At 35.8% G+C, this 13,440-nt stretch carries 9 protein-coding genes; all 9 read right to left on the minus strand.

All coding sequences use genetic code 11. The annotated features are described in order from the left end of the window. Positions 1-6 precede the first annotated feature (6 nt). Complete coding sequence (gene putA / locus GQR59_RS09200) at positions 7-3,186, minus strand: bifunctional proline dehydrogenase/L-glutamate gamma-semialdehyde dehydrogenase PutA (protein ID WP_160061834.1); 3,180 nt, start codon at positions 3,184-3,186, stop codon at positions 7-9. A 170-nt stretch (positions 3,187-3,356) separates the two neighbouring features. Beyond that, positions 3,357-4,136, minus strand: a complete 780-nt coding sequence (locus GQR59_RS09205; RefSeq protein ID WP_160061836.1) for an AraC family transcriptional regulator — start codon at positions 4,134-4,136, stop codon at positions 3,357-3,359. Positions 4,137-4,767: 631 nt separating this feature from the next. Next, on the minus strand, positions 4,768-4,995 hold the full coding sequence (locus GQR59_RS09210) for a glutaredoxin family protein (protein WP_160061838.1): 228 nt from the start codon (positions 4,993-4,995) through the stop codon (positions 4,768-4,770). 229 nt (positions 4,996-5,224) lie between these two features. Next, positions 5,225-5,704, minus strand: a complete 480-nt coding sequence (locus tag GQR59_RS09215) for an FKBP-type peptidyl-prolyl cis-trans isomerase (protein WP_160061840.1) — start codon at positions 5,702-5,704, stop codon at positions 5,225-5,227. A gap of 160 nt (positions 5,705-5,864) precedes the next feature. Continuing rightward, positions 5,865-6,761: a DUF7281 domain-containing protein gene (locus tag GQR59_RS09220; protein ID WP_160061842.1), complete on the minus strand. Its 897-nt coding sequence runs from the start codon at positions 6,759-6,761 to the stop codon at positions 5,865-5,867. Then, a complete protein-coding gene (locus GQR59_RS09225) occupies positions 6,761-8,002 on the minus strand; it encodes a hypothetical protein (RefSeq protein ID WP_160061844.1) in 1,242 nt (413 codons plus the stop codon). Before GQR59_RS09225 ends, GQR59_RS09220 begins: the two co-directional genes overlap by 1 nt. Then, the gene (locus GQR59_RS09230; protein WP_160061846.1) at positions 8,002-8,625 is read right to left on the minus strand and encodes a hypothetical protein; all 624 of its coding nucleotides are present in this window, start codon (positions 8,623-8,625) and stop codon (positions 8,002-8,004) included. The genes GQR59_RS09225 and GQR59_RS09230 overlap by 1 nt, the downstream gene beginning before the upstream one ends. After that, positions 8,618-12,433, minus strand: coding sequence for an ATP-binding protein (locus tag GQR59_RS09235; RefSeq protein WP_160061848.1), 3,816 nt, complete (start codon positions 12,431-12,433; stop codon positions 8,618-8,620). The genes GQR59_RS09230 and GQR59_RS09235 overlap by 8 nt, the downstream gene beginning before the upstream one ends. 377 nt (positions 12,434-12,810) lie before the next feature. Beyond that, complete coding sequence (locus tag GQR59_RS09240; protein WP_236546701.1) at positions 12,811-13,353, minus strand: DUF1415 domain-containing protein; 543 nt, start codon at positions 13,351-13,353, stop codon at positions 12,811-12,813. Positions 13,354-13,440: the final 87 nt, after the last annotated feature.

Here is a 13,440-nt window from a genome sequence, read left to right on the forward strand (position 1 = left end):
ACTCCTTTATACTGTTTCAAAATTGATAGGATCTGTTTTATCAGTATCCATCACAACCGAATTTAATACTTGCTTAGTAAAGCGATGAATATAACGTGGTCCACCAGCTTTAGGGCCTGTACCAGATAAACCCTGCCCACCAAATGGTTGTACACCAACCACTGCACCAACTTGGTCACGATTAATATAACAGTTACCAACACGACTTGAATTAGCAATTTGCGTATAAGTTGTTTCATTACGGCTATGAATACCCATGGTTAAACCAAAACCCGTATTATTAATTTGCTCAACAACTTGCTCTAATTCAGATGATTTAAAACGAATAATATGCAAAATAGGACCGAACTGCTCTTCCGTTAGTTGCCCTAGATGATCGATTTCAATGGCCGTTGGCGCAATAAAATCACCTTTACTGCAACTTTCGTTGAGTTCAACCTGCGCTAATAACGTATGTTGTTTTGCCATCTTTTCTATATGTTCAGTCAATTTATCTTTAGCCGTTTTATCAATCACTGGACCGACATCCGTACTATGTAAATAAGGTAAACCAACTGATAGTTCTTTCATCGCGCCTTTGATTAATTCAATCACACGTTCAGCAATATCTTCTTGAATAAACAACACACGTAATGCAGAACAACGCTGACCTGCTGATGCGAACGCAGAACGAACAACGTCACGAACAACTTGCTCTGGTAATGCAGTACTATCAACAATCATGGCATTTTGACCGCCTGTTTCAGCAACAAAAGTAGCTGGGAGCGCTTCCCTTTTTGCTAAATTGCGGTTAATCGCCTGAGCAGTATTTGTTGAACCTGTAAACACAACACCCGCAATACGTGTGTCAGAGGTTAAAGCAGAACCAATTTCAGCACCGTTACCCGTTAATAAATGGATCGCTTGCTCTGGGAAACCCGCTTCTAACATTAATGATACAGCGCGCGCTGCAATTAATGAGGTTTGTTCAGCAGGTTTTGCAATCACAGTATTACCAGTGACTAACGCAGCACTAATTTGGCCAAGGAAAATAGCTAATGGGAAATTCCATGGGCTAATACAAACAAATACGCCCTTACCTTTACGACGAACTTCTTGAATGATGTTATCAAAGCTCACATTCGCTTCACTGAATGAAAGACTGTAAATAGCTTGTTGACCATAATAACGACAGAAGTCCACTGCCTCACGCACTTCATCAATACAATCATGAATTGTTTTGCCTGCTTCTTGGTGACATAACGCAATCAATTCAGGCATATTCTCTTCAAGTAGGTCAGCTAAGTTATATAAACACTGAGCACGTTGATCGACTTCGGTATTATTCCAGTATTCGTAATAACTATGTGCACTTGCTAATGCTGTTTCAATCATCTCAGGGGTTGAGAACAAAACTGAACCCACATCAATACTACGATCATAAGGTGCAGTACAACGCTGTAAAGTTGCATCATGTACGGCATCGGTATGCATAACACCGTCGACAATAGGGCCAGCTTGCCAATAATGGCCATCAAAAACTTGAATTGCTTTTTCTAATGGTGCTAATTCACTTTCAATATCAATATTAACGCTAGAAGAGTTTTTTCTATCAGTAAAAATAGACGGCGGTAAAACAATCAAACTATTATGTAAGGTTGGACGTCTTAACAACGTATCTACTGGATGCTCCGTTAATTCTTCAATAGGACAGTTTACGTCTACTAATCTATGAACAAATGAACTATTTGCACCATTTTCTAATAAACGTCTTACTAAATACGGTAAAAGATCTTTATGGTTACCAACAGGGGCATAAATACGTACTTTACTGTTAAACATCTCCATCACATGATGATATAAAGCGTCTCCCATGCCATGTAAGCGTTGAAACTCATAAGACTGATGTTGGGCTATAGTGGTAATAGCAGCAACTGTATGAGCATTGTGAGTGGCAAATTGAGGATAAATAAGTCCTTCAATGTGCGCTCCTAATAAAAAGCGAGCACAAGCAAGATAAGAAACATCAGTGGCTTCTTTTCGAGTGTAAACAGGGTAATCAGCATATCCATTTTGTTGAGATAATTTAATTTCAGTATCCCAGTAAGCACCTTTCACTAAGCGTAGAGGGATAACATCTCCCTGATCTTTAGCTAAAGCTGCTAACCATACCAATACAGGTAATGCTCGTTTACTGTATGTTTGAATAACAACGCCTAACTTTCCCCAACCTTGTGTTGTTGGATGACGATATAACTTTTCAAATAGATGTAATGAGAGCTCTAAACGGTCAGCTTCTTCTGCATCAATCGTTAATCCTACTTTTAATTCACGTGCTTTCTCAATTAATAACAATACCGTATCAAACATCTCTGTCATGACGCGTTCTCTATTAGCAACTTCATAACGAGGATGTAATGCAGAAAGCTTGATAGAGACGGTTGCTGCGTTAGTTTGATCTGATTGGTTTAACGACTGATGTCCTACTGACTCAATCGCGGTCATATAGTCATTAAAATATTTATTCGCGTCACTTGCCGTCAAGGCTGACTCACCTAGCATATCAAATGAATAACTACTGCCTTGCTCAATGAATGGTTGGCCATTCTTTTGTGCTTCTTCAATACTACGCCCCAGTACAAACTGATGGCCCATTATTTTCATTGCTTGGTTCATTGCTTGGCGGATCACAGGTTCAGACAATTTATTAACAAGATTACTAAGCACACCACTTACACTCTTTTTGGCCGTTTTCTCTATATTGACAATTTTACCTGTTAACAATAAACCCCATGTAGAAGCATTAACAAATACAGAGTCGGATTTTTTAAGATGTGACTTCCAATCAGCAACACTTAATTTATCTTTAATAAGCGCATCAGCCGTTTCCTTATCGGGTACACGCATCAATGCTTCAGCTAAACACATCAGTAAAATACCTTCTTTGGTATCTAAGCTGTATTCAACTAATAAAGCATCAATCATATGGACTGCATTTTTATCTTTACGCACTCGTTTAATTAAATCAGCGGCATGATTATTAATTAAATTAAATTCATCCTTAGAAGGTGTTGCTAATGGCAATAGCTGTTGTAACCAAAGTGACTCATCCACCATATACAATGGTGATATCAAAGACCATAACGATGCTAAGTCAGACTCTATAAAATCTTCACGCAGAGTATCTACAGCAATAAATGATGACATAAGCAATTCTCCTAAAAGTCATAGCAATGATTAAGGCTATGTTAAATGTTAAATAAATATGACTAATTTTCGATAGTATTTCTAATTGAATAGAATTTCTTATCAAAAGCTACGATTGATATGTCTAAAAGTACGATGAGATTTTTTATGTGATCAAGATCACATAAAGTTTAATGGCGATATTTTGAAGGAGAAGTGCCTTGTAATTTGGTAAAGCTATGCGTGAAACTGCTTTGATTTGCAAAGCCACTAGCACTTGCGATAGAAGCCAATGTTAACGAGTTATCTTCTAATAGTTCTTTAGCAAATTTAAAGCGCATTTGTAAAATATATTGGTGCGGTGTAATACCAACTTGTTGCTTAAAAAGAAGATGAAATTGGCTTTCACCTAAAAACACACAGCCAGCTAACTGAGCAACCGTAATTTTAGTGGCAATTTGTTGAATGATATAATTATCAATAATAGACATATTGATTCTATTTCTTTGCATTAATTTCTGGGAAAAATCGGTTCGTACGTGACGTTGTAGTAAAGCAATAATAGTATTCTTACAGGCATCAGTAACCAATAAGTCATCGGGAGATTGACGAATTTCTTTTACGAGTAACTGTAACAAACATTGAAACTGACTATCTATTTTAAAATAATGGTTATTATTGAAGATAGGCTCTAACCGTTCGTTTGTATATTTATCTAAGCGGGTCTGGTTTGGTAGGTTTAAGGTTAATATTTCAGATTCACCTAAACCATTAAAAGCATGATCAGATGAGGCGGTGACAATACAACCTTGTCCTGGAATAATAAGGCTTTGCATTCCCTCAATGCTAAATTCTGAATAACCTTTTAATGCAATGACTAATTGATGATGATCGTGGTCGTGCTGCTGTACTTCATTGGGCAAAGTAATAACTTCAACTGGACGGATAAGTCCTGTGTCAGGTGGTTTCATAATTACTCCATTAACAATCACACACTACAATTTAATCTAAAAGTAACACCGTTTTATTACTCATTCGAATGTTATACCAATTATATTTAAATGGGCTAATCAATCTTTAAAATAATAAAAAAATAAAAAAATTAGTTTATAAACATTACCTTGAGAGTAAGCATTAAATATAAATCTAGCAACATAAATTTAGATAAAAATGAGTAGAAAAAAATGGATTTTTTAACCCATGACCTTAAGAAACCTCAAGACCAATCCATAAGGTTAAAATGAATAAATTATTTAGAGGAAAAAGACAAAATAAAGTTAATGGGAGATTCTATGGTTAAGTGGAGCAGAGCATTAGAAATAATTTTATCTACAGCACTAGAAAAATAACACAGACAATACGGTAAAGATAATGGTAGCAGTTAAAGGCCACAGTAAAACATATAGCATTAATTTAAACTTATTTAACGAATAATACTTTATAAACAAAGCTCTATATGTCAACAATCATTTTATTTTTTGAATGAAAACGAAATAAAACTTAGTGGCACCACTAAGATGCAACACCAAGAGATAAGACATAGAAATAAAGGTTATGAAAAATTTTTATTTCAAAGTCGTACCATTAAATTTACGCTAAAACTTAGTCTTTATATAAGCTATTAAACCCTTTAACACTAAAACCATTTAAAAGTTGATCGCCAATTTTTAATACAGGCACTCCACGATAGCCAGTTTTAGCAAATTCTTTTTGGCCAGCAGGACTTTTCACATCCACTAATCTAAAGGTTATTTTTTGTTGTTCAAGATATTGCTTTGCAGTTTTGCAATGAGGGCAATTAGCCATAGAAAATAGTGTAATGCGCTTCATAAAGAAATTCCTAACGTAACTGATAACAAACAAGGTAATAAGATAAAGGTTTTACTATTACAAAGGCAAAACAAATACTGCCCCTTGTAATAGCCATTATTCACAGTAAACAATAAGAAAGCTAATACGAACTTACTGCTCACTATGTATTTTAGTTATATAATTTAGCTGTGTAGTTTAGCTATATAATTTAGCTCTGTATTTTAACTATATGGCTTAGCTAACTCTATTAATGACCGCAGCCACCTTTAGCATGAGCATGACCGTGAGATAATTCATCTTCAGTCGCAGCACGAACACTAATAACGTCAATGTTGAATGTTAATGTTTTACCTGCAAAAGGATGATTTAAATCGCAATCTGCATTAAAGCGCCCTACTTTAATAAGCGTTACTTCTTGCTTACCTTGGTTAGATTCAACCACAGCCGTCATACCCGCAGTCCATTTTTTAGCACCCTGTAAATGCTTAAGCGGAATACGTTGTAAAGCACCTTCACGACGTTCACCGTAAGATTCTTGCGGCGTTAATGTAATTTCAAATTTATCACCCACTGTTTTATCAACAAATGCTAATTCCATTTTTTCAAATAAACCACCAGCGCCGTGAAGATAAATAAGTGGATTATTACCTGCACTATCTTCTAATAACTCTGTTCCTTCAGTCAGACGATAGTGAAATTCAACTACGCTATTTTTAGCTATTTGCATTTTCTTTCCTTTTGGGTGTTCATTCTTATTTTTAATAAGAGTTTATAAATTAATAGTTAACAGTCAGCTACTGATAACTTTTGTTAAAAATTCTTTGTTAATAATTGATTGCTAATTAATAGCTATTAATCATTAATATTAATATTAATTGATGATGTAGTTAATTTAATGTAAATACCGATAACGGTATTTGATGAGCCAATATATGCTCTTGTTTAATCGTCTGCCTTTGTTCTGACATCACAACGAACAGCTTGTTTATTGCCAATGGAAAGTCACATTGATTGCTTTGATTCGTTAGATATTGCTTAGCAGCAGACTGTTTAAAATAATCGATATCATGTCCACCCACATTGAAATTAACCAAGGCATTATGGGTTGGAGATAACATGGCAGAAGCACCACTGGTGATTGCTATCTTCATTCCTTCTGGATCAAAGTCTGCAAAACATAATAATTGATGCGAAACTTTAAAACGCCTAAAGAAATCGTAAGCACGACCCGTACTTTGTTCTCGCTTTACGTCACCCCGATAAACCCATAAAGCATTCACTAAGTGTTTCGCATTGTCCAATAGAACTAATTTAGCCAAATTCGCCATCACCGCCAAGTTTTCAACCAACACTATTTGTTTATGCTCTATGGTTTCTATTTTATTAGCATTAATATAAATACCTAATGATGAGAACGCATTAATATCTAGGATTTTTGAATTAATTTGTAAGGTGTTCAATGAATTAACTAATACAAAGTCTTTACTAACAGCCAGTGCATTGTTTTTCTCATCATTGTCATTGGCGGCAATATCAATTCTAGATTGCTGTTGTGGATAAGCATCAAATAGTAGATCAATATTCCATTGTGATTTAACTAACTGAATAATGGCTAATCTATCTTTTTCTGTATAAAGCCAGTAACCATTAACAATGCGTCCAATTCGATGCGTATCAACCACCCATTGACAACTTTTAGCCGTCTTAACTTTGCCAAGGTCAGCTTTAAGATGCTTAGCAAAGAAGTTATATTGTGTTTTATTAAAAAGGTGATCGTTCATCATTAATTCACTTTGACTACAATATCGCTATAAGACCAGTTATGAGAAATACCCGCTAACTGTTTTCCTTTAGGCTTTATATCAATAAGCGCTTGTTGAGCATTAGTTAACTTACAGTAACTACTAAACACTAACTCAACCCAGGCAACAGGCTCTATATGCTGCTTTTCAATATGCCATTCTGGTAACGCTTCTTGCCAAAAACTCACCGCAGAAACAGCCTCATTAGTGGTAATAGCTAATTCGAATAAACGTTCTGTTTGCTCTTCAAAATAGTCATAACTAAAACTCATTGGCACATTATCTAAAACTTCAACGGAAGAGGTTTCACGCGCAGAAGGTTTAGTGACACTATTAAGCTTACGTAATGATTGTACTATTTCTATTAAAGCTTGCTCATGCGCCGTTTCTTTAACGTTAATATAAGATTTAATCGGCATAGGCGCTGCAAATCGAAGTGATTTAGGCAAGGCTTTGTCTTCGAAGATCGTGTCATTAATTTCAAATTCAGGATGCTTATTTAAGTATCGCGCCATATTACGCAATAAACTTGCCTGTTTTTCATCACGTCTTAATTTGAATAAGCTAAGGCGCATACTATCAATGATGAAACGCAATCTTGGTAGAGTTTGATTAAACCAGTAAATAAAGCCACTAATTTTTCGTGCTAGCTCAACAGGACAAGCCCAATTCATCCACTCGTAACACGTTTCAGGGTCTATCTGTTGCAATTCCGTTAATAACTTTTGTGCGTAGGTTAACGCGCGCTCATTTTCACGGACTTTAGCACTGATGGTAGAAACAAAGCCAAACTGGCTAGAAATCGCATAATGCATGTTATCTAGGCTAACGTTAAGATTGTCTTTCGCTTCGTATAGGAGATCGTCTAACTGATCTAAATAATATTCAGCGTCATCTTGCTGATCACCTATCACTGACAATCGGTAATCATTCACTGTATCTTCTAAGACATCAATGACCTTACCCATATCGGTTAACTGACGATAACTGCTTTGTTTACGCATTAAACGATTAAGCATGCGCTTAAGTTCAGCACTCACTCGATAATCACCCGGCTCATCATCAGGTCTAAGTAATGATTTTTTATGCAACGCCGCTATTTTACGCGCGTCGTCACCATCACCTTGCACTGAGCCAAAGACATAAGCTTCTGCTAATAATTGATCATTACTGCCTAATTGACGTAATAATTCAGCAACATCTTTCGTATCATAACCGGCCATTAGAACAACAACTCTTCTTGTTGTTGGTCTACTGTTTCTGGTAACTCAATGCGTTCAGAATCATTTAAGAACTCAATTAATAAATACACTAAATCAAAACGAGCCGTTGCAAAGTAACGACTACTTCCCGTATTTTTACGGACGAAATAACCTAACTCTTCCAATTTATGAAAAACAAACACTAACTGTTCGCGGCTTTCCAGTTTATTGGTTTTAAAAGGTTTTATAGCCGTTAAATGACGTAACTGTTCACGTAAGGTTTGATCATGTTCAAAAGGGTCAAATAAATCATTAATGTTGATGATAGATTTAGCATGAATAGGTAAGTCTGTTTGGCTAGCTGTTAAAATCAACTCTAGAAATTCCACTAATGGACGAAACATGCCTCTGATATCAGTAAACAAAGCACTGAGTTCAGCGGTATTATGACTATCCACTTCATTGAAAGTGCAATAGAAAGCATCGGCACTGTCTAAGTAAGTTAATTGACGGTCTAGATTTGATAAAAAATCCGTAACGCGATCTTGATTCGACTGCGCTTGTAAAAACAAATATTCGTCAGCAAATCCTGTTTCACAGATAACGGCACCGGTCAGTAATTGTTGTACTGTTTGTTTAAACATCTTGGCTCTCCGTCTGTGTTGTTTCAGTAGTCATTGTCGTATTATTTGTTTCTTCACTATTATTTTTTTCTTCAACATCCAAGTGTAAAGAGGCTTTTTCCACTGATTCAACAGCTAATGACTCAGCGTTTAATGTGTCAGATACTTGCTTACGTTTTAATAGCAATTCATCTAAACGCGATGTTGGAATATGCGCATGGAAAATCTTATTGTCTTTAATTTTATAATGGCGTTGATATAACGATAATATATGACGATCCGTTGAAGGAGAAGCAGATAACATGGTAATCGCATTATCATTAAACATCGTTAATAGCAGGTCGATATTCTCTGCAGCTAACTCACCTAATTCATCTACAGGTAGAATAATTTGTGTTTGTGTATCACTTTCGCCTCTTAACATACCTAATATGCCAGCATATAGAGACAGCATCGCTAAATAAGATAACCCAGTCGAACTGATTTTTTTAAGCTGTCTAGCATTACGAGCATGCTTTAACTGCCCTTTCTCAGAGATAGTAAACTCAATATCAAACAACTGATGATGTGCTAATGCAAAGCCATCACTTGGTAAATAAGCAGACAGCTTTTGCATCGCAACGATTAAATCATCCGGAATTTCACCAACACCTTCGCGTAAATCATCACGATACTTATCAAATAACTTCGCAAACTGTTGTAACGGTCCCCAGTAATCAAGTTCTTCTTGTTTCATGACGGTATTCACATTGATATCTGCTAATGCTTCAAAATGTGCAAGTTTGGTGACATTACTTGATAATTGTTTACCAATGCTTTTAATACGACGTGCAAAGTGTTCAATGTGTTGATAAAACTCATTGATCATATTGGCGTTAACCGTCACTAATTGATACGTGTTTTTCTGTTTTTGAACGGCGCTACTCAATAAGTCTGCAATGGGATGTTGGTATTTAAATAAGCTACGCGCCCCTTTATAAATATCGTTATCCGCCACTAGCTTAACCCAGTTTTCATACAGCTCACTATTACCGTTGTTTTTACCAAAAGCGGTATTAAATTGCGTAATTTGGCTTTGTAAGCGTTTGTCGATCACTTTGAATTGTTTGATCCAATCACCACAGAACGTGACGGTTAAATCAGCATTATTATGAGGTTCAGTATCAGATAATATTGCCTCAATACCATATTGCTCACACTCTCGCTGTGCTAAACCAAGTTGTAGCAACAAATCAGCATCATCATTTAATTGTTGTGATACTTTTTTATGTAACTTCTGCTTTTCGCTAATTAAATGAGTTTTTTCAATGGTGACATCAGATAAGTTGTTTTCAAGACCACGCTTTTGCACTTCACGGTTTTGATTCTGTTCAACCAGTTGATCACGATGAATATAACGCTCATTCATGAATTGTTGGTATTCACGCGCTTTACGCGCCCAAACAGCACAAGCTTCAAGCTGTTCAGTTAATTCAACTCGTTGTTTAATACGTTTATCCACTTCACCATCGGGATCTAACTTGTCTAAGGCTTGATCGCGTTGTTGTTTATAATCTTTTTGACGTGTTTTAGCACTCTCTTGAATGGACGCTAACTGCTCTTCTAATTGTTCTAATTGGCTATCACGATCCGACTCAATCACCATACGTTGATCTAGCATTTGATTGTTAAGATCAAAACGTTGTTCTTGTTGTAACGCTTTAAACTCTTCTAATTTAACTTGTTGTTGTTTAATTTTAGTATTGAGTTTTTTAATATTATCTTCAAACGCTAACGCAGCCTGTTTTAAATAACGTTGCTTTTTAATGTCGAGGTTTTCTTGTTGCGTTTTAAACTGCTCACGTTTCAATTCTGCTTTTTGTAAGCTTTGCTTACGTTCACTGATCAGCAGTTGTTGATTATTAATCTGTTTATTAAGTTCACTTAACTGTGTGCTTAACGCTTCACCCTGCTGATTCAAGGTGGTAATTTTTACTTCGATTTCATTTAATTTCTCACGTAACTCGTTTTCATTCAGCTGCAAGTCATTATCTTGTAGTTGGTCCAAGTCGATTTGTAATCCAAATAAACTAAGAGGAGAGTCTTGCACTAACCATTGAGGTGTTAAATCTTTGCGTGCTAATTGCTCTGCAGACAAGACTCGCCCAATATTATCTTTCCAGCCGGCAGCTTGGCTTTCATTGGTTAAGAAGTGCTGAAGTGAATCTACTTCAGGTAATAATTGCAGTTGTAATTGTTGACGAGATTTTTTAGTACTGTCGAGTTGGCGATTGTTTTTAGTATGTTGTTCTAGTAATAAAAGACGCTGTTTATCGAGTGTATTTAATTGTTCGTTGTCACTGCTAAGTACTTGTAATAGATCGCTTAAGTTATCTTTCACTTCAGACATATTACGTTGGTTAAGCTCAATCTCAGTTTGTAACTCAGGATCGACTTTAATGCTTTGTTGTTCCATCTCCAGCATTTTTAACTGGTTTTGTAAGGTCTGCAGATCCATATTAAGTTTTAAATAGCTTTCGTTTAATTGCTCATTTAATTTACTTAACTGACCTTGGTAAGTTTCAGAGATAATAGACAGCTGAACACTGGCTTGATCTTTTACCTTAGCGACTTGCTCATTATTACGCGCTTCATCTTTTACTTTCTGTAAGGTTAACGCTTGTAACAATGATTCGAATTTAGATTGGACTTTATTTAAGTTACCTTCAAAAGCTTCAATGATTTCATTTACATCGTTCAGTTGTTGTTGGTAACGAGGTGCGTTATCAGCTTGAAGTTGGAAACTTGCGGCATCGTTATCGTCGAATTTTAATTTATCGTCATCTAATAAATCGATACGACTTTGATCCGCTTCTATTTTAGCAGCCAGTTTACTGATGTCAGTTTGTAGTAAACTACTCTGCTCTTTTAACTGCCTATCCAATGTAGTGATTTCATCTTTGAATTGAGACTTTTGCTCACTACGCTGTGTTTGTAATGAAGAAATCGTTTGTTGATGATCTAACATTTCCGCATGTAAATGCTGTAATTTCACTAATAAATTATCTAACTGCGTAAAGTCAGTTTGCCAAAGTGCAATTTTATCACTTACTTTTTGAATAGAACGACTGGCTTGAATATCCGCTAACCACAAGCTTATATCTTGCTTATTAAGGGTTATTTGTTCTTTTTCTTCACCTACTGACCTTGCGATATGATCACTAGCAATAGCTACCAGCATTTGTTTTACCGCATCAAAATCAAGGTTCTTTTCGATGGTGCCGTTAACCACTTTATCTAAATGTGGTGTTGCTAAATCACTGAAAGCGAATCTATTTTGCAGTTGTCTGACTTCTTTAACTTTACGGCCACTGCGTAGGTTTTGAATAACTTGTCGGTATTTATCGACCCCTAAATAAACTGAACATTCAACACCTAAGTTACGATAAACTCTTTCTACTTCAGATACGGTTAGAGGCACTTGGTTATCGCCAATAAACAGATGACTATCAAAACCACTATCGATAAATTTAAACTGTACGCCACGTCCATCTGAACTCGCTAACGCCATACAAATCTGACCACCCGGACGTTGGTATTCATAAACCAACATACTTGAGTCTCTTGGAAGATAGTAATCGGCAAAATTCTTAGCTTGATCGACCTTACTAACGATATCACTCGGGCGCATTCCATAGAATAAAGGTAACAAACGCATTAAGGACGTTTTACCCGCACCATTAGTCCCTTCAAGTTGAGTATGACCAGATAAATCTAACTCGTTAACTTGTCCTTTCCAAAAGCTATCGATAATAATAATACGTAATAATTGATAAGCTTGTTGTGCCATGGAAGTTCCTTGTTAACTAAAATATGTGAAAGAAAAGAGAAAAATACTGCATTGTTTTGGCAGTATAAAAATTCGACGCAAAAAACTCGTCAATTTATCGTTCTTAATCAATTTTGTCGACCAGTTTTCGGTCAGACATTGCGTTAATTTGATTAATTGCAGGTTATCTAATCAATCCTTTTAAAACTCAAATACAAACAACACTATAAATTCAAATATAAAGCTAGATTCTAATTGATATCAAACTCAATACCATCGTAAGTTGACGATTAGGACTAAGTAACCTCAATAACGGATAAGTAAAACGAGATAGGATGGTTATCCAGAATCTAGACTCAATAATAAACAGTACTAAATAAAATGTTAATGGTTGACAATTAACTTTTAACCAATAGACAACTCGCTAATAAATCAGCAAAAAATGGGCTGCCCTTCTTGTTTAGAAACTCGATATTTCTGTCAGGAATAGCATCAACATCAGGATGCGCTGCAATTGCTTTTTCCATGCTACTTTCTCGAATAATATGTAAAGTTGGATAAGGTGAACGGTTACTGTAATTTGATGCGGCTTCTTCCGGATCACCTTCAAAGCAATAATCAGGATGAAAATGTGCTAACTGGTAAACTCCTTCGTAGTGACTCATTTGTAACAGATGATTTGATAAATACACAAGATCCAGAAAACTATCAAAACCGCTACAGGCTTCACTCAAAATCAATAAGGTAGTTTCAGTCTGTTCATTATTATCCAAAAAAACACACTCTTCTGTTAAACGCTCTAATACGCCTTCTATTTCAGTACTATTTTCTTCACAATAACGAATGCTACCGCGATCCACTTCTTTTTTAGCAAAAGGACAAATATTGTATTTCACAATCACTTTATTAACCCACGCTTGAGTACTACTTACTACGTCCACAATGTTCCCTTATTCTTACTAACAGCAAGCTTTTAGATTGCTTACTTAGTTAATTAGTTACTTATCAACTTACTTAGCTACTTAACT

The sequence above is a fragment of the Psychromonas sp. L1A2 genome, assembly GCF_009828855.1.
Classification (GTDB): domain Bacteria; phylum Pseudomonadota; class Gammaproteobacteria; order Enterobacterales; family Psychromonadaceae; genus Psychromonas.

Bases quoted from the DNA above. Each gene is read 5' to 3' on its own strand.
- GQR59_RS09225 (WP_160061844.1), bottom strand. From the start codon at position 8,002: ATGGCCGGTTATGATACGAAAGATGTTGCTGAATTATTACGTCAATTA.
- GQR59_RS09220 (WP_160061842.1), bottom strand. From the start codon at position 6,761: ATGATGAACGATCACCTTTTTAATAAAACACAATATAACTTCTTTGCT.
- putA (WP_160061834.1), bottom strand. From the start codon at position 3,186: ATGTCATCATTTATTGCTGTAGATACTCTGCGTGAAGATTTTATAGAG.
- GQR59_RS09215 (WP_160061840.1), bottom strand. From the start codon at position 5,704: ATGCAAATAGCTAAAAATAGCGTAGTTGAATTTCACTATCGTCTGACT.
- GQR59_RS09210 (WP_160061838.1), bottom strand. From the start codon at position 4,995: ATGAAGCGCATTACACTATTTTCTATGGCTAATTGCCCTCATTGCAAA.
- GQR59_RS09230 (WP_160061846.1), bottom strand. From the start codon at position 8,625: ATGTTTAAACAAACAGTACAACAATTACTGACCGGTGCCGTTATCTGT.
- GQR59_RS09205 (WP_160061836.1), bottom strand. From the start codon at position 4,136: ATGAAACCACCTGACACAGGACTTATCCGTCCAGTTGAAGTTATTACT.
- GQR59_RS09235 (WP_160061848.1), bottom strand. From the start codon at position 12,433: ATGGCACAACAAGCTTATCAATTATTACGTATTATTATTATCGATAGC.